The sequence below is a fragment of the Rhizobium sp. J15 genome (assembly GCF_002531825.1).
Classification (GTDB): Bacteria; Pseudomonadota; Alphaproteobacteria; order Rhizobiales; family Rhizobiaceae; genus Rhizobium.
In genome coordinates this window covers 293344-312682 of record NZ_NWSX01000002.1, presented here as the reverse complement: position 1 = coordinate 312682, position 19339 = coordinate 293344, and the positions used below count along the sequence as shown (strand labels likewise).

Sequence of the window (19339 nt, the reverse complement as noted above, 5' to 3'; positions counted from 1 at the left end):
ACTCGTAAATGTTAAGAACCGGTTTTTAGTCGAATGCCGTCTTTCCCCGAGGCTTCTTCTGCGGCCAGGGATGGATGCCGTCGCGCAGCCAGCGGACGGTATCGGACCAGAAGCCGTCGGCATGCTTTGCATGGAACAGGCCGAAATGACCGATGGCGTCGAAGCCGAAATCAGCCGGCTGCAGCAGCACCTCGGTGATCTCGGCATTGCGATAATAGGAGAGGGTACGGCGAATGGCAGGCACCGTGCCGAGTTCATCGTCCGACATCGCGACGGCAAGGATCGGCGCCATCACGGCCGCGAAACGCCCGAGCACATTTTCCCGCTCCGCGGCCGGGTGGCTCATTTCCATGCGGGCCCGCCGAAAGCTCCATTCATTGGCGACGCCGGCCGGCAAATCCTCAAGCCAGCCGAGCCGCTTGCCGGGAAAATAGCCGAACAGCGCCGTCAGCACCGGCATGGCGAGATGCCACTTCAGGAGCAGCCGCATTCGGCGTGCGGGCGCATAGTCACGCCAATAGGCATATTGAGCGCCCATCGTCAGCATGCGGTCGATCCGGCCGGCATGTCTGGACAGACCGGGCAGGAAGCCGCCGATGCTATGGCCGACGACGTAAAGCGGCTGATCTGCCCGGCCGTCCATGAAGCGCAGCACTGCGTCGAAGTCCTTCTCGCCCCATTCCCGCCAGCGATAACCGCAGCCGCGCAGTTGCGCGGGGCGTGACAGCCCGATGCCGCGGTAGTCATAGGTCAGCACATCGAAGCCATGAGCGGCGAGAAAGCGGGCGTAATAGTGATAATAACGGGCGAGCACGCCTGTCGCCGGATTGATGATGACGCCGCCGCAAGCCTTCGCGCCGTCCGAAACCCAGAGGTGCCCGCCGAGCACGACACCGTCGCTGCAGCGGATGTCGACCGGCACGCCTTCGGTGGGCCGAATGTTTCGCTCTTCCGCAAGCGGCAGGTCTATGCCCTCTGCCATGGCTCACTCCCTCTGCAGCGAGGCGATGATAGAGGCAGCATTTTGCGAGGCAAAGGCCAATGCGGCCGCGGAAGCGCCCGCCGGTTCATCACATAGTCTAACCCGCTATGCCTTGACGGGTTCGTAGCGCAGGATCACCGCGCCGCTTTGCGTCGTCGAGGACTCGATGAGTTTCAGCGGCACCTGGGCCTCGGCCGGCTTGAAAAGCGGATTGCCGCCGCCGAGAATGACAGGCACGATGCAGACCCTGACTTCGTCGACGAGGCCCGCTTTCAGCAGTGTGTCGGCAAGCTCGGCGCTTCCGAAGATGAAGATCGTCTTGCCGCTTTCCTGCTTCAGCTTCGTCAGTTCGGGGATCGGATCGGTGACGATGCGGGCATTGTTCCAGCCGGGTTCAGTCATCGTCGTCGATACGGCGATTTTGACGATGCCGTTCATATAGGCCTTGATCTTGCCTTCGCCTTCGGCGGTCGGCCAATAGGAGGCCATGCCCTCGTAGGTCTTGCGGCCGAAGACCAGCAGATCGCCTTCCTCCTCGAACTGTTCGGCCAGATCTCGCAGCTCCGGTCCCCAGGCGAGGTTATGGAAATCGATATCCCAAGGCTTCGCGCCCTCGAAATAACCGTCGAGCGTCATCAGGTTCCAGACGACAAGCTTTCTCATTTCATTCCCCTTTTCCGCCGCCGAGCTAAACTGGTTTCAATTAAAAACCAGTCCTGTTTATCTTTGCTGATAGCAAAACGCAAGCGGTTTTCCGATGCTGAGAAAAGAGGGTAATGGGCCGCCTTGACATGTCTAGGTCAATTGTCCTAATTCGCGTGGGTCGATTGTCCTACGAGTGGTGCCAACGCGTATTTCAGATTGGGAGGCGGACATGGTTGCTGCGACCACACGGCAGCAAATTGTGGAAGCGGCCGACAGGCTGTTTTACGAAACGGGTTTTGAAGCGACGTCCTTCGCGGATATTGCCGCGGCTGTCGGGCTGTCCCGAGGCAACTTTTATTATCACTTCAAAACGAAAGACGAGCTTCTCGACGCGGTGATCACGCATCGTCTCTCCAAGACCACATCAATGCTCGAGGCTTGGGAAGCCAAAGCCGAGACCCCTGGAGAGCGCATACTCAGTTTCATCCAGCTTCTGATCGTCAACCAGGCGAAAATCATGGCTTACGGCTGTCCTGTCGGCACGCTGTGTAACGAGCTCGCGAAACTGGATCACATCGGCAAGGAACGAGCAGCCGAACTTTTCAGCCTGTTTCGCCATTGGCTCTCACGGCAGTTCTGCGCATTCGGGTGCGAGGCTGATGCCGACGCGCTTGCCATGCATCTTCTGATGCGGAGCCAGGGGGTCGCGACGCTGGCAGCTGCCTATCGCGACGAAACCTTCGTTCATCGTGAGGTCGAAAACATGCGTGGTTGGTTGGCAGCACAGCGGCCCCAGCCTTCCCAATTTTGATTGCCTATAGTCCTTGAGGAGTTCCTGAATGTTTTTCGTTTCCCTGAAATTCGCCGGCAGCAAGGCCAAGGCGCCTGTCTTCATGGAAGGCCACAACGCCTGGATCAGACGTGGTTTCGATGATGGCGTCTTTCTGCTCGTCGGCGGTCTTCAACCGAGTGCAGGTGGCGCGATCCTTGCTCACAACACCTCGCGGGCCGACCTCGAAAATCGGGTCCGGGAAGATCCTTTTGTAGCGGAAGGCATAGTCACCGCTGACATCGCCGAGGTCGCCCCGGCCCGCGTCGACGAGCGTCTTTCCTTCTTGAAGCCCTGAGACCATTTCAACGAAGGCGGGAATGCCGCAGCGTCGTCCAGATCAGTCCTTGCGGAAGATCAGGCTGGCGCTCCAGCCAGTGATGACGGCGAGCAGCACCGCCGCAAAGCCGTAGAGGATCGGCTGCTCGTGCGCCGCATCGGTGATCGTCTGCTCGATGCCGGTCTTAATGACGCGCAGCGGCAGCGATTTCTCGGTGACGAAATTGCCGCTCTTGAAGAGATAGGCGCGCACCGTATGCACGCCATTCGGTATGTTCGCCGGCAGGCGCAGGCTTGCCTTGAACAGGTTGGAGGAAACGAACCGCACGCCGCTCGGGTTGCGGTCGTAGAGCGCGCCTGCCTGCTGCAATCGCAGGAAGGCCTGGCGGAATTCGCCGAGATTGCTGCCGTCTCCGACGAAGCCGACCGGAGTCAACGGAATGTGATCGATGCCGATCCCGCGATCGGTCATGTCGAGCGGAGTGGTTAGGTCGTCAATGCCGCGCGAACTCGACATCGAATAGGAATGCGGCACGGCTTCGAAGGTCATCGAGCGCCTGTTCACCCAGATGCCGAAGACACGCTCCTTCTTGCGAACCGTCGCGTCCTCGCGCGGTCCTTCCAGCACCACGACGACATCATATTGGCCGATGGCGAGCAGCAGCTGGTCGGTGTTCGAAAGTGCGCCGAAGATCGTCAGATCGGCGCCGTGGAAGTCCGAAGTGATGGCAATTTCGCTGGTCGACGTGCCGATTTCCAGCCCCTCGCGCACCGCTTCCGTGCCCTGTCCGGGCAGCCACTGCGCGCCGGCAGCCGCCGGCAGCAGGCAAAGAAAAGCGAGGATGGCGGCAAGCCGGCGCATCAGTTGCCCGCTCCCATCACCACCGAATAGACATCGGCCGGCGTCACCACCAGGGCGACCGCAAGGCGCAGGCCGACGGCGAGCACCAGCAGGCCGAGGAGCGCGCGCAGCTGCTCGCCGCGCAGCTTCTGGCCGACGCGCACGCCGTATTGCGCCCCGATGACGCCCGCCACCATCAGAATGAAGGCGAGCACGATATCGACGGAATAGTTCGTCGCCGCCTGCACGATCGTCGTATAGGCAGTCACGAAGATGATCTGGAACAGCGAGGTGCCGACGACCACATTGGTCGGGATGCGCAGGAGATAGATCATCGCCGGCACCATGATGAAGCCGCCGCCGACACCCATGATCGAGGTGAGGATGCCGATCGCGAAACCGAGCGCGACAATCGGAATGACACTGAGAAAGATCTTCGATTTCTTGAAGCGTACCTTCAGCGGCAGCTTGTGCACCCAGTGCTGGTGGCCTGGCTTGCGCGGGACGGGCGGCTCGTTGCGCGCTGCGCGTCGCATGGCATTGATGCTTTCGAGCAGCATTAGCCCGCCAACGGTGCCGAGGAAGATGACATACATCAGCGAGATGATGAGATCGAGCTGGCCTACGGAGCGCAGCAGCGAGAAGATCCAGATGCCGACCGTGGCGCCTGAGAGGCCGCCGATCAAAAGCACCGTGCCGAGCTTGACGTCGAGCGTGCCGCGCCGGAAATGGGTGATTGCGCCCGATATCGACGAGGCCACCACCTGGTTGGCGCCGGTCGCGACGGCGACGACGGGGGGAATGTTGTAGAAGATCAACAGCGGCGTGATGAGAAAGCCGCCGCCGACACCGAACATTCCTGACAGGAATCCGACGGCCGCTCCCATGCCGAGAATGATGAAGATGTTCACCGACAATTCTGCGATAGGCAGATAGATTGTCACAACCGACCCCGAATGATGGCCGCGCCTGGCGGGCGGCTTCTGTCACGTCCCCGTTCGAATGCGCATCATATTGTGAAATCGTTGCCAGAGGCTTTCGATCGCTCCCCTGATGGCGATGAGGTCGCCGGCAGGGGATTCGGATGCGTAGACCGATCTGTCCCGCATAATCCGGCTTTTTTCAGATTGCGTGACAGGCGGCGGAAAAATGTCTTGATGACTCAAGCTTTCTGTAGCGCGATTTGGGCAAAAGAGCCGTGCGGTTTGCGCCCGAGAACAAGACATCGTCATTTCCGAGCCCGGCGGGAACCGTTCTAAAGCGTGTCGCGCAAAAATGTGCGCGGTTTTGCGATAACGACACGCGTAAAAACTCAGACCTAAAGCGCGGCGAGCGAATCTGAAAGATCGCGACGTGCTTTAGATCGCCTTGGTGCCCTGCTTGTTGCGTTCGAGCAGCGCCTTCACCGTCGCATCGGTCACCTTGCCGTCCGGCTCCTGGCCGATCGATTTCTGGAAGCTCTTGATCGCAGCAACGGTTTTCGCGCCCATTTCGCCATCCGGAACGCCGGCGTCGAAGCCGTTATTGTTGAGGATCGCCTGAATGTTGCGGATCGCCTTCTTCATGTCGACGCTCGCCGTCTTTGTGCCGTTGCCGGCCCATTCGTCCGGCACGTCGATGCCGTTGGCGCGGTGATCGAGCGGCTCCGGCTTCCAGAGATCGGCCTTGGCGCGCGCCCGTTCGAGCTGATCGGGCTTCATGGCATTGGCCACTTCGTCGCGTTTCTGCGCCGCATCCTTGTCGCCTGCCTTGGCGGCGATCGCAAACCACTTGTAGGACTCTTCGAGATCCGCCGGCACCCCGTTGCCCCTTGCGCAGAGGATTGCCAGGTTGAACTGGCTGTCGGTGATGCCGAGGTTGGCAGCCTTGGTGAACCACGAGGCGGCCGTCGCATAATCCTGCTGGCCGAGCGCACCGGAGGCATAAAGAACGGCGAGATTGTGCATGGCGCTGGCGTTGCCCTGGCTGGCCGCCTGCTCGTAAAAACCCTTCGCCTTGTTGATGTCGCGTTCGACGCCGTTGCCCTTCTCATACATGCTGCCGAGCCGGTACTGTGCCGGCGCGAAGCCCTTGTCGGCGGCAAGCTGATACCAGCTTACGGCCTGCTTCTGGTCGACGGTCACACCGTTGCGGCCGTCCGAATAGCGCGCGCCGATCTCGAACAGCGCCAGCGCATCGCCGCCGCGCGCTGCGTCGGCCAGCGACTTCGGCTGGACCGTGTCGGGAACGGTGATCGCTGCCTGCGGTGCAGGCGCTGCCGCAGCGGGCGCGTTCGGAACGAAGCCTGAGGTCTCCTGTGTCGCACCGGCCGTGTCCGGTGCGGCAAGGGTTGCCGCGCCTTCGCCGTCGAGCGGCGCCGTGTCGGTCAGATGCTCGCCGGCGACCGGCGGAGCTGCCTCAGCTTGCGCCTGTTCGGCTGCGGGTGCCGTCGCCTCCGCTACCGGCGCGTTGGTGTCGGCAACGCCGGCGTCCGGCTGCGCCGGTGTCGCTTCCGGCAGGACGGGCGAGGGGCTTTCGGCCGCCCCCGTCAGTGCGGAGACTTCCGCCGGCGGCTGCGGTGCGGACTCGCCGCTCGTCAGCGTACGGGCAAGCGGGAAGGCCATGATGGCGAGCAGCACCGCGCCGACCGCCAGCAGGATCGGCCGGCGATAGCGCGAAAAAGCGCTGGTCTTGCCGGTTTTGTCAGCCTTGCCTGTCTTGTCGGCACTCGCGCCCTTCTTGTCGGCCTTGACAGTCGCCTGCTTCGGATTGGCGTCCACCTCCATGGCGGCTGCCTGGGCCGCGCGGCGGGCGGCGGCGATGTAATCGGCGCGATCGTTTTCGCCGGCTGGTTTGCCGCGCGCAGCACTCTGGCTGGCGCGCACCCTTTCGAGGATCTTCTTTACGTCAGGCGCGCCGGAGCCGGGCTCGAGCAGCTCGTTTGCCGCGTCCGTCGGCACCACGTCGGCGGGATCGATCGACGGCGCCGGGTCGATGACCGCGCGGTCGCTCGCCTTGGTCTCGGTCTTCTTGCCGGGGCGCAGCCGCTTGCCGAGGCTGGCGAGCAGGCCGGCCTTGCCTGGCGCCGCTGCCGCAGCCTCCGCCGGCCTGGTCGCGGCTTCGATGGCGATCGCGCTCGCGCCGTTCATGGCCGCAGCCTGCGTCGGTGCGGCAGGTTCCACTGCGATCTCGGCCGTGCGGATGACGGGAGAGGCAGCCTTTGCCGGCGCGCCAGCTGCCGGAGCAGGAGCGGGGGCCGCTTCGGCCTCGTCCACCATCAGCGCGTAAGGGTCGACATCGAAATCGACGTCGGCGACCGGCATCTGGGCGATCGGCCGTCCGCGCTCTTCCATACCGTCGAGGCGGTCGGCGATGTGCACCAGCGTCTCGTGCAGCGCCTTGAAGGTCTTGTGGGTGCGCTCCTCGCTATCGCGGGTGATATCCTCGAGGTGGCGCAGATCCTCGGCGAGTGCGGTCAGCGCCGACATGTCGGCGGCGGGCACGGCGCCCTGGGCGCCGCCGTTGCGCGAATAGGCTTCGACGACGGCTTCCGCTGCCTGCCGGGCGGCCTCGATGATATATTCGTCGCTCGTTGCCATATAGTCTTCGATCGCGCCCATGCGCCGGTCGAGGTCGGCGGGGATCGCAGCACTTTCGCGCGGCTCGCTCATCAAGGCCGAAAGATTGGCGATCTGGTCTTCGAGGTTTTTCAGCGCCCGCGGATCTGTCGCCGGTGCTGCCGTGCTCTCCTCCAGCCGGGCGGCGATGTCGCTCAGCCGTCCTTCGATACGGCGGAAGGCGCCATCCTCGATCGCGGCGGCCGGAGCCGGCGGCTGATGCGCCATCTCGTCGATACGCCGGGCGAGGTAGTCGAGCCGCTGCGCCAGTACGTCGTTGACGGCACCGTTCTCGAGCGCGTCGATCTTGCGGGAAATATCGGAAAGCGTGCCGGTGAGGTCGGCCTGCGGCGCGGCCTTCTGCGTGCGCTCCAGCAGATAGGAAAGATGTTCCAGCCGCTCGTCGAGCCGCGACGTCGCTTCCGCCTTCGTCAGTTCCTCGACGCGCGATGTCAGCGCTTCCAGCCGCAGCGCCAGCTCGTCGGCAGGCGTCGCGCGGCTGGCCGCGTCGTGGCTCATCAGGTCGATCTGGTCTGCGAGCGCCGAGAGCCGGCTTTCCAGCCGCTGCATCAGGGCCGGATCATTGGCGGCGGCCGCGCGCCCGCTTGCCGCGATCGCCCGGCTGATCTCGTCGAGACGCATGTCCATGGCGGCGAATTGCTCGGACATGATCCGGTCGTGCGGCTGGATCATGTTGCCGAACTGTTCCATCGCCGTGGCGATGGCGATAAGTTTGTCTTCCAGTGCCCGCACCGCCGGGCTTTCGCCCATGCCGCCGATATGGCGCTTGATGTCGTCGAGCCGGTAGGCGAGCGAAACGAGCTCTTCCTGCAGCCCTTCGGTGTCGAGCGCGGCAAGCCGGCTTTCGAAGCCGTCCCAGCGGTTTTCCATGTGGCGCAACGAATCCTCGCGCGCCAGCCCGTCCATCAGCGAGCGCAGTTCTTCGAAGTCTTCGCGCAGGCCGGCGGCCTCCGGGCCGCTCGAACGGCCGGTCAGCTGACTGATGCTCTGGGCAAGGCGGCCCATGTCGGCGCGGATGTCGTCGGCGAAACGGCCGTCCCCGGCATTGTCCTTGATCTCGCGCAGCTCGGCGCGCAGCGCGTTCATCTCGCGGGTGACGCCTTCGGAAATGTCGCGTTTCAGATCCTGGCGCAGGTTGACGAGCGCCTGGGCGATTTCCGTCATCGTGTCATCGCCTGCCCGGAATGCGGGCGCAGGCTGCGGCGCGGCGGCGCGCGGCGCGGGTTCGCGCAGCTGCGTGGCTTGTTCGCGTGCATAGGGCCGTTCGCGGCCGGCTTCGAGCGCGCGCTGGCGCTGGCGGATCTCGGCGAGCGGATCAGGCCGCTGCTCGATCGGCGCTCTCGCCGGGCGGGGCGCATAGGAGTTCGCGTAAGGGTCGCGCTCGGGCGTTGCCGTGCGCGGCCGCTGGTCGCGCCCGCTGCCCATCAGGCCTTCGATCCGCGCCTCCAGCCCTTCGATCGTGCGGTTCAGCGCATCGAGCGAGGTCCTGTCGGACTGCCGGGAAGGATTTGATCGCGATCCGTTCATCTTCTTGCTCGCTTCGACTGCTCGACCTCTCGTCAGAGCTCGATCCGTGGCTTTTCCGTCTGTGGCCAGCGTCTTCACGCGGACCGGAGCGCACCATTCATCAGAAGTTAGTCAATTAGACTTTTCTCAAGCTGAACGATGTAGCGGCATCCTTTAGAAACGCGAGACTGGGAAAAGGAATGCGGATCACTACTGCTCAATCCGCACCTTTCACGAAACGTGGTAAACAAGCCGTTAATCTCGATGAGAATTTTTTAACGTTTGCGCTGCAGAAGCCATTTTTACCGGCAATTGCCGTTGAATTCGTCAAATCGGATGGCGGGCCAGTGCTCAGGCCGGCCTCGGATATTGCAGCTCGATCTTCACGCCTTCGGGGCCGTAAACGAAGACCTGGCCGAGATCGGTGTCGGGAATATCGTAATATTCGTAGCGATAGCCGCTTGCCTTGATGCGCTCCAACGCCGGCCCGAATTCGTAAAGACTGAAGGCGACATGGTTGAAGATGCCGGGCGGAAAATCGGTGCTGCGCGATGTCAGGCTGAGATGGATGACCGGGCGTCCGTCGAGATAGAGCCAATGCCCAGGTGAGGCGAAGGGCGGACGATAGCCTTCCTTGACGCCGAGCAAGGTTTCCAGGAAGCCGATCATAACAGGCGCATCGCGTGTTTCGATGGTGACGTGATCCAGTCGCGGCATCGGGTTCCTCCCAGCCAGCTCCGACAATATGAAGCTAGCCTTTTCAGGGTCACGGCGAAAGCTGTTTTGTCCGGCCTGCGCTGCCGCCGGAATTTCAGTGCGGCTCGCCCGCATCGATCGAATAGGCGCTGATGCGGGAGAGATGAATGAAGGAAAGCCCGGTTTCCTCGGCCCATTCATTGAAGGCCTGCTGGATCAACTGCTGGTCCTTCTTCGCCGTGCCGGAGGCCGATAGCGGCACGCCGGCGGATCTCAGGCAGGCGAGGACATCCATCGTGGCGACGAAACTGTCGCGGCCGATGCCGCGCAGGAAATATTGCCCGGTCATGCCGCCGAGCCGGCTGCCGCGTTTGCTCAGCATATCGAGAAGGCCGATCTGGTCTTCACGCGGCCAATCGGCGAAAAAGGCGCCGGCGCTGCCATGTTCCCTCGCCAGCTCCCTGACAAAGGCGGCATTGGCCCGAACCGACATGATCTTGGCGCCGTTGCGGATGATCCGTTCGTCCGAGGTCAGGTCGTGCCAATAATCGTCGGGCGCGATGTTCAGCATTGCCGGATCGAAACCGGAAAAGGCCGCCTCGAAACCAGCCCACTTCGCATCGATCATCTTATGGACGAAGCCGCTGTAAAAAATCCGCCGCGTCATGTCTGCAAGGATGCGGTCGTCTGATATGGTGCGCAGCCGGTCGTGATGCGGCTGGTGGTTTTCGAGCATTGCCTGCAGTGCGGCTGCCCCGCCTTTTCGTTCCTCGGCACGCTGCCTTATCGCCTCGAAACTGATCATGCCGGCGGTCTCCTGAAGCATTGCAGCCATTGCCTGATGAAGGGCGCCCGTTCTTATACGACGTTCCCCGATGGACAAGGAAGGGGAGATGACGTCCTGCGCTCTGCTTTAATGCGCGGATTCAGGCTCTCGAGATTTTTTTCACAAAAGGCGGCCAAGTGCAGAATTTGACGTTTACGCAAACGTCAATATTTTGTAAGACAGTGCCCAAGGCCGGCGCGACCCGGTCAGTCGAATGGAGGAATTCGCAAGATGCCAGTCTACAAGGCCCCGGTGAACGATACGCTCTTCGTCCTGAACGACGTGCTGGGCCTCGAACGCTACAACAATCTGCCGGGTTTTGCCGATGCGACGCCCGACATGATCGAGGCGATCCTCGGGGAGGCGGCGAAGGTTGCCGAAGAGGTTCTCTTTCCGGTGAACTATTCCGGCGATCAGGAAGGCTGCGCGCGCCATGACGATGCGAGCGTCTCGACGCCGAAGGGCTTCAAGGAGGCTTACAAGTCCTATCGCGAAGGCGGCTGGATCGGCCTTGCGGTGCCCGAGGAATTCGGCGGGCAGGGGCTTCCCTACACGCTGCATGCCGCCGTTGGCGAATATACCTCCGCCGCCAATATGTCGCTGATGATGTATCCGGGCCTGACGCAGGGCGCGATCGCCGCGATCCTCGTCCACGGCACGCAGGAGCAGAAGGACACTTACCTGCCGAAGATGGTGGACGGCTCCTGGTCCGGCACCATGAACCTGACCGAGCCGCATTGCGGCACCGATCTCGGCATGCTGCGCACCAAGGCGGTGCCGCAGGCCGACGGCAGCTACAAAATATCAGGCCAGAAGATCTTCATTTCCGCCGGCGAACACGACCTGACCGACAACATCGTCCACCTGGTGCTGGCCCGCATCGAAGGTGCGCCCGAAGGCACCAAGGGCATCTCGCTCTTCATCGTCCCGAAATTTCTCGTCGGCAAGGACGGCGCGCCCGGCGCCCGCAACGCCGTCACCTGCGGCGCGATCGAGCACAAGATGGGCATCCACGGCAACGCCACCTGCGTCATGAACTACGACGAGGCGACCGGCTTCCTGATCGGCGCCGAAAACCGCGGCCTCAACGCCATGTTCGTGATGATGAACGAGGCCCGCCTGATGGTCGGCCTGCAGGGCATCGCCATTTCCGAGATCGCCTATCAGAACGCTGCCGCCTATGCCCGCGACCGCATCCAGGGCCGCTCGCTCTCCGGTGTCAAGGCGCCGGATAAGAAGGCCGATCCGATCATCGTCCATCCCGATATCCGCCGCACGCTGATGACGATCCGCGCCTTCAACGAGGCCGGCCGCGCCTTCCTGCTCTGGACCGCGCTGAAATCGGATATCGCCCACCGCGCCACCGACGAGAAGGAGCGCCTGACGGCCGATGACATTCTCGGCCTCGTCACCCCGATCCTCAAGGGCGTGATGACCGACAAGGGCTTCGACCATGCCGTCATGGCCCAGCAGGTCTTCGGCGGCCACGGCTACATCGAAGAACATGGCATGAGCCAGTATGTGCGCGATGCCCGCATTGCCATGATCTATGAAGGCGCCAACGGCATTCAGGCGCTCGATCTCGTCGGCCGCAAGCTCGCGCTCAACGGCGGCCGCGCCGCCATGGCCCTCTTCAAGGAGATCGGCGATTTCTGCGAGGAGAACCGCAGCGACGAAAAGCTCTCCTTCTTCACCAAGCATCTGAAGAAGGGCTTGAACGACGTCCAGGGCGCGACCATGTGGTTCATGCAGAACGCGATGGCCAAGCCCGACAATGCCGGCGCCGGCTCGACTGACTACATGCACCTCTTCGGTCTCGTCGTTCTCGGCTATATGTGGGCGAAGATGGCGAAAGCCGCCGAGGACGGCCTTGCCTCAGGCGATGCGAGCCGCGAGGATTTCCTGAAGAACAAGCTGGTGACAGCCCGCTTCTTCATGGAGCGCATCATGCCGGAAACGGCGCTGCGCAAGGCCCGCATCGAAGCCGGCGCCGATACGATGATGGAACTGGCCGCGGAAGCGTTTTGATTGTGCCCCCCTTCTCCCCAGCGGGGAGAAGATGTCCGAAGGACAGATGAGGGGGTGAGCGACGAAGGAGCGAACGACCGCGCGCAAGCGAGGTCGAGTTTGCCGCGAGCGCCCCCTCATCCGACCTCTTCGAGGCCACCTTCTCCCCGCTGGGGAGAAGGGAAAACACGAAATTCACCGGCGCCGCCGCGCCGCCAGGGAGACGAGACAATGACCGAGGTTTTCATTTACGATCACGTCCGCACGCCGCGCGGCCGCGGCAAGAAGGACGGCGCGCTCCATGAGGTGCCCTCCGTTCGCCTTGCGGCAAAAACGCTGGAAGCGATCCGCGACCGCAACGGGCTCGACACCACGACCGTCGACGACATCATCATGGGCTGCGTCGATCCTGTGATGGATGCCGGCGCCGTCATCCCCAAGGCCGCTGCCTTCGAAGCCGGATATTCGACGAAGGCGCCGGGCATGCAGATCTCCCGCTTCTGCGCCTCCGGCCTCGATGCCGTCAATTTCGGCGCCGGCAAGATCGCCCAGGGCGCCGACGACATCGTCATCGCGGGCGGCGTCGAGAGCATGTCCCGCGTCGGCCTCGGCATGTCCGGCGGCGCCTGGTTCATGGATCCTTCGGTGAATTTCCCGGCTTTTTTCATGCCGCAGGGCGTCTCGGCCGACCTCATCGCCACCAAATACGGCTTCACCAGGACCGATGTCGACGCCTACGCCGTCGAGAGCCAGAAGCGCGCTGCCCATGCCTGGGCGCAGGGCTGGTTCGACAAGTCGGTCGTGCCGGTCAAGGACCAGAACGGCCTAACGATCCTCGATAAGGACGAGCATATGCGCCCCGGCACCGATATGCAGGCGCTCGCTTCCCTCAACCCTTCCTTCCAGATGCCCGGCGAGATGGGCGGCTTCGAGGCCGTCGGCATCCAGGCGCATCCTGAGATCGAGCGCATCAACTATGTCCATCATGCCGGCAATTCTTCCGGCATCGTCGATGGCGCGGGCGTCGTGCTGCTCGGCTCGAAGGCGGGTGGCGAGAGCATGGGGCTGAAGCCCCGCGCCCGCATCAAGGCCTTCGCCAATATCGGATCCGATCCGGCCCTGATGCTGACCGGGCCTGTTGACGTCACCGAAAAGCTGTTGAAGCGGACAGGCATGAGCCTTGCCGATATCGATCTCTTCGAGCTGAACGAGGCCTTCGCCGCCGTAGTGCTGCGCTACATGCAGGCCTTCGACATCGACCACGCCAGGATCAACGTCAATGGCGGCGCCATCGCCATGGGCCACCCGCTCGGCGCCACCGGCGCCATGATCCTCGGCACGGTTCTGGACGAGCTCGAACGCCGCGACTTGAACACCGCGCTGGTGACGCTCTGCATCGGCGCCGGCATGGGCACGGCAACGGTTATCGAACGCGTTTGAGACGCTGACAAGCGGAGCCAAACTATGGGCCAGAACGAGACACAACGCCACTTCGAGCTTCGCAATCTGGACAAGGACATGGAGCAGGCCTCGGCTGAGGCATTCCGCGTCTCTCCGAAGGAGCATGCGCGGCGTCTCAGGAGCGAAAATCGCTTCTTGCTGTTGTTTCTCGCTCTAGTCATCGGCGTGAGTTGCCTCGCGCTCGGCGTCTTTTGAAACTTGGGAATTGAGGGAAGAGGAAATCCCGATGAGCAATTATACGAATTTCACGCTCGAAACCGACGCCGACGGCATCGCTCTCGTTACCTGGGACATGCCCGGCAAATCGATGAATGTCTTCACCGCCGAGGTAATGGAAGAACTGAACGCCATCATCGACGCCACCACGGCTGACGCCGCCGTCAAAGGTGTCGTCTTCACCTCGGGCAAATCCTCCTTCTCCGGCGGCGCCGATCTTTCGATGATCAAGTCGATGTTCGGTTCCTACCAGGAGGAGAAGGCAAAGAGCCCGGAAACGGCCGTTCAGACGCTTTTCGGTCTCGTCGGCCGCATGTCCGGCCTGTTCCGCAAGCTCGAAACGTCGGGCAAGCCCTGGGTATCCGCCATCAACGGCACCTGCATGGGCGGCGCTTTCGAACTGTCGCTCGCCTGCCACGGCCGCGTCGCCTCCAATGCCAAGAGCGTCAAGATCGCGCTGCCGGAGGTCAAGGTCGGCATCTTCCCCGGCGCCGGCGGCACCCAGCGCGTGCCGAGGCTCGCCAACGCCCAGGACGCTTTGCAGATGATGACGACGGGCCAGTCGCTCACCGCTTCCCGCGCCAAGGCGATGAATCTCGTGCATCAGGTGGTCGAGCCGGATCAGCTGATCCCTGCCGCCAAGCAGATGATCAAGGATGGGCTGAAGCCGGTCGCTCCCTGGGACGAGAAGGGCTTCAAGCTGCCGGGCGGCGGCATCTGGACGCCGGCCTCCGCCCAGCTCTGGCCGGCCGCACCCGCGATCCTGCGCCGCGAAACTTCAGGCAACTACCCGGCCGCGCTTGCCATCCTGAAATGCGTCTATGAAGGCCTGCAGGTGCCCTTCGACACCGGCCTGAAGATCGAGCAGCGTTATTTCACCGAAGTGCTGCAGACCCGCGAAGCCTTCTCGATGATCCGTTCGCTGTTCATCTCCATGCAGGAACTCGGCAAGGGCGCCCGCCGCCCCGCCGGCATTCCCAAGACCGAGCTGAAACATGTCGGCGTCGTCGGCGCCGGCTTCATGGGCGCTTCGATCGCCTATGTCACGGCCGCGGCCGGCATTTCCGTGACGCTCATCGACCGCGACATGGAGGCCGCCGCCAAGGGCAAGGCTGTTTCCGAAGGCCTCGTCAAGGATTCTATCGGTAAGGGGCGTCTTACGCAGGATGAGGGGACGGCGCTGCTCTCCCGGATCACGCCTTCCGCCGACTATGCCGATCTCGCCAATGCCGATCTCGTCATCGAGGCGGTGTTCGAGGACCGTGAGGTGAAGAAAGCGGTTGTCGAGGCTGTTGAAGCCGTCCTGCCCGAAGGCGCGATCTTCGCCTCCAATACCTCGACCCTGCCGATCACGGGTCTGGCAAAGAATTCGAAGCGCCCGGCCGATTTCATCGGTATCCACTTCTTCTCGCCCGTCGAGAAGATGATGCTGACCGAGGTCATTCTCGGCAAGGAAACCGGCGACAAGGCGCTGGCAGTCGCTCTCGATTACGTCGCGGCGATCAAGAAGACGCCGATCGTCGTCAACGACACCCGCGGCTTCTTCGTCAATCGCTGCGTGCTGCGCTACATGTCGGAAAGCTACGACATGCTGATCGAAGGCGTGCCGCCTGCGATGATCGAGAACGCCGCCAAGATGGCCGGCATGCCGGTCGGTCCATTGGCGCTAAATGACGAGGTCGCCATCGACCTCTCGCTGAAGATCCTCAAGGCCACCGTCGCCGATCTCGGTGAGAAGGCGATCGACCCCAGGCATATGAAGTTGATCTCCCGCATGGTGGAAAAGGAAGGCCGCTTCGGCCGCAAGAATTCCAAGGGCTTCTACGACTACCCGCCGAAACCGGCCAAGAAGTCCCTCTGGCCCGACCTGAAGAACTTCTATCCGCAGAAGAAGGCCGACGAGGTCGATGTTAACGTGCTCAAGCAGCGCTTCCTCGTCACGATCGCGCTCGAAGCCGCCCGCACCGTGGAAGAAGGCATTGTCACCGATCCGCGCGAAGCCGATGTCGGCTCGATCCTGGGTTTCGGTTTTGCGCCTTATACCGGCGGAGCGCTCAGCTATATCGACGGAATGGGCGCGAAGGCCTTCGTGGAACTGGCTGAAAAGTTGGCCAAGACTTACGGAAGCCATTTCCGGCCGACACCGCTGCTGCAAGACATGGCCGCCAAGGGCGAGACGTTTTACGGGCGGTTCGATCCCTATGCGAAGGTGGGGGAGGCGGCTTAGGCGGAGCTATCTTCGCATGGTGCTTGGGAGCACCCCCCTCTGCGCTGCCGGCATCTCCCCCACAAGGGGGGAGATTGGCTGGGCTTACCGGCTTCCCCAAACAACTGACGTTACAGTCCGGCGAAGCGGTAGAGAGGCGGGAAGGTCTAGCCACTTGCTGATCTCCCCACCTGGGGGAGATGCCCGGCAGGGCAGGGCAGAGGTAGGGGTCACATGGCACACCCTCAAAGAGATCGCTCCATCGCCTGATCACATTGTCAGCAAGCTCTTGCTCACTCCCGCGAACTCTCCGCCGCCTCCAGCATCTCCATCACCCGCGCCATCACCGCCTGCGCGCCGTCGAGTTCAGCCGCAGTAAACGCTGCCCCAAGTCCATCGGCCCATCCGGCCTGGGCCACCTCGATCACACCCAGCCGCTCCGCCCCATCCGCCGTCAGCCCCACCAGCTTGGCGCGCTGGTGCTGCGGGTTGCCGGCATAGGCGATCAGGCCTTCGCGCTCCAGCACATCGGCAAGCCGCTGCACGCCCTGGCGGGCGAGGCCGAGAGCCCGGGCGATCTCCGCCACCGACATGTCGCCGCGCCGTGCCGCCGCCAGCACCTGCCAGCGCGCGCTCGTCTGTCCCGCAGGCTTTGCCAGCCGGTCGCCGGCCGCGGTCAGATGGCCGGCGAGGCGTAGCGCCGTGATTGCGAAAGCGGAAAAGGCGTCACCCTCCATCGTCCGCTCCGGTCGATTTTGTTTGACAACATGTTGTCTATTTTGTATCTCATCCATAATGACAACATATTGTCATAACGAATGCCTTGATGCAACGCCGAAGGAGGAGCGCACGTGAAGAAGACCTACAGGGGAAGCTGCCATTGCGGCAATGTTCGCTACGAAGTGGATATCGACCTTCAGGCAGGCACCGGCCGCTGCAATTGCTCGATCTGCTCCAAGCGGCGCTATTGGGGCGCCAACGTCAAGCCCGAGGATTTCAGGCTGATGTGCGACGAGGCCGTTATGGCCGACTACCAGTTTAACACCAGGAGCGGTCATCATCGCTTCTGCCGCACCTGCGGCGTACCGGCCTTCGGCGACGGTTATGTCGAAGCGATCGGCGGCGCCTATATCTCGATCAACATCGCCTGCCTCGACGATATCACGCCCGAGGAACTGGCGGCGCTGCCGGTCCGCTATGCCGACGGCAGGCATGATGCCTGGTGGAACGAGCCTGCTGTGACCAGTTATCTCTGAACGATGGACCGAAGGCATGCGGCCCGTCAGGCCGCATTTTCCTCCATCCGCCGCCGGCCGGCGCGCACGGCGATGAGCCCTGCGCCCATCAGAAGCAGGATTGCCGTCGCATAAATATCGGTCGTCACCTGGTAGCCGGCTGATTTCGCCAGGAAGCCGGCAAGGATCGCCGGAAGGCTGAAGGCGAGGTAGCTCTGGACGTAGAAGGCGGAAAGCAGCCCCGCCCGCTCCTCCGCCTTGGCGTGCGGCATGATTGTGCCGATCGAGCCCAGGAAATTGGTGCCGAAGCCGGCGCCGGTGAAGACGGTGCCGATGAGAAGCAGCGGCACATTGGCAAGATGCACGCCGGCAACGACCGTCAGGATGCCGAGCGTCTTGGCCGAGACGCCGAAACCGAGATTGGCCGAGGCGGACTTGCCGCGCCTGGCATAGACGGTGACCGCGCCGCTCACCATCAGCGCGGTGACGACTGCTCCGCCCGTCAAGGGCGCGGTGCTGCCGGTGGTGCCGGCGACCAATGAGGGGACCAGCGAAAGATAGAAGCCGGCGAGCGTCCAGTTGGCGATATTGATCGGCGTTACCACCGAGAGCGGCCGTTTCGCCTGCGGCGGGACGGAAACCCGCGGCACCAGCGAGCCGAGCGCGCCCGGCCGTCTGCCGCCCGTCTCGCGCGTCAGCCAGATGGCGGCCGCCTGCAGCGTGAAGGCCAGGAGCAGCAGCGCATAGACGAGATGCATCGGAAAGGGACCATATTGAATCAAGGCGCTGGTGCCGACCGCCCCCACCGCCATGCCGGAAAGCGGCTCGATCGAATTGACGATTTGCCCTTTCGCCCTGTCGACATCGACGAGCGCTGCTCCGAGCGAAGCTCCGGCAATCCCGGTTGCAACGCCCTGCACGATCCGCGCCGCAATCAGCCAGCCGGGGCCGCTCGCGACGACGAAGAGCCCCATGGCGATGATTTCGAGCACCAGGGCAAAGAAGATCACCGGCTTGCGGCCGAGATGGTCCGAGAGCGAACCGGCGATCAGCAGTGCCGCCAAAAGCGCGAAAGCATAGACCGCGAAGATGACGGTGATCAGCACCGGCGAGACGGCAAAGTTCTCCTGATAGATCCGGTAGAGCGGCGTCGGCGCCGCCGAGGCGCCGAAGAAAGTCGCGAGCGCCAACGCGTGAAAGCCGATCGAGGGACGCGGCGAATTCTCTGTGGATTTGGCTGCGGCGAACATATATAAGCCTCTTAAAGCTAAGTCGTTGCGTTAGCCTATGTAGAGTGGGTGCGTCGCAAAGGCAAATTCTTTGCGTTAATGGCTCTGTCAAAGATTTTGAACCATTGGCGCTGAGGCATATCACCGGTAAAGCAGTTTGCGGAGCACATGGAGCTAGGGGGCGAAGCGGGTTGCAGGCATGGCAGTGAAAGAAAATCTCCGTCCGGGGGGACGAAGCGCCCGGGTTCAAGCGTCGGTGCACAAGGCGGTCCGCGAGCTGTTGGCCGAGATGAGCCGCACCGATGTGACGATCCCTCTGATCGCCGGCAAGGCGGGCGTGACGCCGTCGACCATCTACCGCCGCTGGGGGGACTTGCAGGAGCTTTTGGCCGACGTCGCCGTCGAGCGTTTGCGGCCGGATATGCAGCCGATCGATGCAGGCAGCGGCAAGGCGGACCTCGAAGCCTGGGCGGAGCAATATGCCGAGGAAATGTCCTCGGGGCCGGGCCGCGAAATGATCCGCGACGTGCTGGCGGCGCAGACGGGCGAAAATGCCTGTAAATGCTGCGAATATACCCGCCAGCAGATCGTCGTCATCGCCGATAGGGCAAAGGTTCGCGGCGAAATCTTTCCCGAAGTCGATCTCGTCATGGATCAGCTCGTGGCGCCGATCATGTATCGCATCCTGTTCGGCGACGTGCCGGATTCGGCGCGTGTGCGCGATCTCGTCACGCGCGTCATGAGCGCGGGCGGCCGAGCTTGAC

Annotated in this window: 17 protein-coding genes; 8 read left to right on the top strand and 9 right to left on the bottom strand. The window is 62.9% G+C overall.

Going from position 1 to position 19339, the window contains the following annotated elements; translation table 11 throughout:
* Positions 1 to 25: 25 nt before the first annotated feature.
* Both CO670_RS03475 and CO670_RS03470 read right to left on the bottom strand, forming a co-directional pair.
* Positions 26 to 982, bottom strand: a complete 957-nt coding sequence (locus tag CO670_RS03475; protein ID WP_097588976.1) for an alpha/beta fold hydrolase — start codon at positions 980 to 982, stop codon at positions 26 to 28.
* A gap of 105 nt (positions 983 to 1087) precedes the next feature.
* Entirely contained in the window at positions 1088 to 1645 is a 558-nt protein-coding gene (locus CO670_RS03470) for a dihydrofolate reductase family protein (RefSeq protein WP_097588975.1), read from the bottom strand.
* Between the two features lie 211 nt (positions 1646 to 1856).
* Here CO670_RS03470 and CO670_RS03465 point away from each other — a divergent pair, with 211 nt between their 5' ends.
* Together CO670_RS03465 and CO670_RS03460 are read left to right on the top strand one after the other, a co-directional pair.
* A complete protein-coding gene (locus tag CO670_RS03465; protein WP_097588974.1) occupies positions 1857 to 2438 on the top strand; it encodes a TetR family transcriptional regulator in 582 nt (193 codons plus the stop codon).
* A 28-nt stretch (positions 2439 to 2466) separates the two neighbouring features.
* A complete protein-coding gene (locus CO670_RS03460; protein WP_097588973.1) occupies positions 2467 to 2754 on the top strand; it encodes a hypothetical protein in 288 nt (95 codons plus the stop codon).
* A 42-nt stretch (positions 2755 to 2796) separates the two neighbouring features.
* Here the strand turns inward: CO670_RS03460 and CO670_RS03455 are convergent, their stop codons facing one another.
* The 5 genes from CO670_RS03455 to CO670_RS03435 form a co-directional block, all read right to left on the bottom strand.
* On the bottom strand, positions 2797 to 3597 hold the full coding sequence (locus tag CO670_RS03455; RefSeq protein WP_097588972.1) for a TIGR02186 family protein: 801 nt from the start codon (positions 3595 to 3597) through the stop codon (positions 2797 to 2799).
* The gene (locus CO670_RS03450) at positions 3597 to 4520 is read right to left on the bottom strand and encodes a sulfite exporter TauE/SafE family protein (protein ID WP_097588971.1); all 924 of its coding nucleotides are present in this window, start codon (positions 4518 to 4520) and stop codon (positions 3597 to 3599) included. Before CO670_RS03450 ends, CO670_RS03455 begins: the two co-directional genes overlap by 1 nt.
* Before the next feature lie 414 nt (positions 4521 to 4934).
* Positions 4935 to 8720 carry a peptidoglycan-binding protein gene (locus tag CO670_RS03445; protein WP_097588970.1) on the bottom strand — a complete coding sequence of 1262 codons (3786 nt, stop codon included), beginning with the start codon at positions 8718 to 8720 and terminating at the stop codon, positions 4935 to 4937.
* A gap of 330 nt (positions 8721 to 9050) precedes the next feature.
* On the bottom strand, positions 9051 to 9416 hold the full coding sequence (locus CO670_RS03440) for a VOC family protein (protein WP_097588969.1): 366 nt from the start codon (positions 9414 to 9416) through the stop codon (positions 9051 to 9053).
* Between the two features lie 94 nt (positions 9417 to 9510).
* Positions 9511 to 10200: a DNA-3-methyladenine glycosylase I gene (locus tag CO670_RS03435; protein ID WP_097589006.1), complete on the bottom strand. Its 690-nt coding sequence runs from the start codon at positions 10198 to 10200 to the stop codon at positions 9511 to 9513.
* 252 nt (positions 10201 to 10452) lie between these two features.
* On the opposite strand from CO670_RS03435, the gene CO670_RS03430 reads away from it, so the two are divergent.
* The 4 genes from CO670_RS03430 (at position 10453) to CO670_RS03415 (ending at position 16132) form a co-directional block, all read left to right on the top strand.
* Complete coding sequence (locus tag CO670_RS03430; RefSeq protein WP_097588968.1) at positions 10453 to 12249, top strand: acyl-CoA dehydrogenase C-terminal domain-containing protein; 1797 nt, start codon at positions 10453 to 10455, stop codon at positions 12247 to 12249.
* A 210-nt stretch (positions 12250 to 12459) separates the two neighbouring features.
* On the top strand, positions 12460 to 13668 hold the full coding sequence (locus CO670_RS03425) for an acetyl-CoA C-acetyltransferase (protein WP_097588967.1): 1209 nt from the start codon (positions 12460 to 12462) through the stop codon (positions 13666 to 13668).
* Positions 13669 to 13692: 24 nt separating this feature from the next.
* Positions 13693 to 13884 (top strand): hypothetical protein, encoded by a 192-nt coding sequence (locus CO670_RS03420; RefSeq protein ID WP_097588966.1) that lies wholly within the window; start codon positions 13693 to 13695, stop codon positions 13882 to 13884.
* A 31-nt stretch (positions 13885 to 13915) separates the two neighbouring features.
* Positions 13916 to 16132 carry an FAD-dependent oxidoreductase gene (locus CO670_RS03415; protein WP_097588965.1) on the top strand — a complete coding sequence of 739 codons (2217 nt, stop codon included), beginning with the start codon at positions 13916 to 13918 and terminating at the stop codon, positions 16130 to 16132.
* A gap of 272 nt (positions 16133 to 16404) precedes the next feature.
* Here the strand turns inward: CO670_RS03415 and CO670_RS03410 are convergent, their stop codons facing one another.
* Positions 16405 to 16848: a MarR family winged helix-turn-helix transcriptional regulator gene (locus CO670_RS03410; protein ID WP_097588964.1), complete on the bottom strand. Its 444-nt coding sequence runs from the start codon at positions 16846 to 16848 to the stop codon at positions 16405 to 16407.
* Between the two features lie 114 nt (positions 16849 to 16962).
* Between CO670_RS03410 and CO670_RS03405 the strand changes: the two genes are divergently transcribed.
* Positions 16963 to 17367: a GFA family protein gene (locus CO670_RS03405; protein WP_097588963.1), complete on the top strand. Its 405-nt coding sequence runs from the start codon at positions 16963 to 16965 to the stop codon at positions 17365 to 17367.
* Between the two features lie 26 nt (positions 17368 to 17393).
* On the opposite strand, the gene CO670_RS03400 is transcribed toward CO670_RS03405, so the two are convergent.
* Complete coding sequence (locus tag CO670_RS03400) at positions 17394 to 18596, bottom strand: MFS transporter (protein WP_097588962.1); 1203 nt, start codon at positions 18594 to 18596, stop codon at positions 17394 to 17396.
* 178 nt (positions 18597 to 18774) lie between these two features.
* Here CO670_RS03400 and CO670_RS03395 point away from each other — a divergent pair, with 178 nt between their 5' ends.
* On the top strand, positions 18775 to 19338 hold the full coding sequence (locus tag CO670_RS03395; protein ID WP_097588961.1) for a TetR/AcrR family transcriptional regulator: 564 nt from the start codon (positions 18775 to 18777) through the stop codon (positions 19336 to 19338).
* The last annotated feature ends 1 nt before the right edge of the window (position 19339 follow it).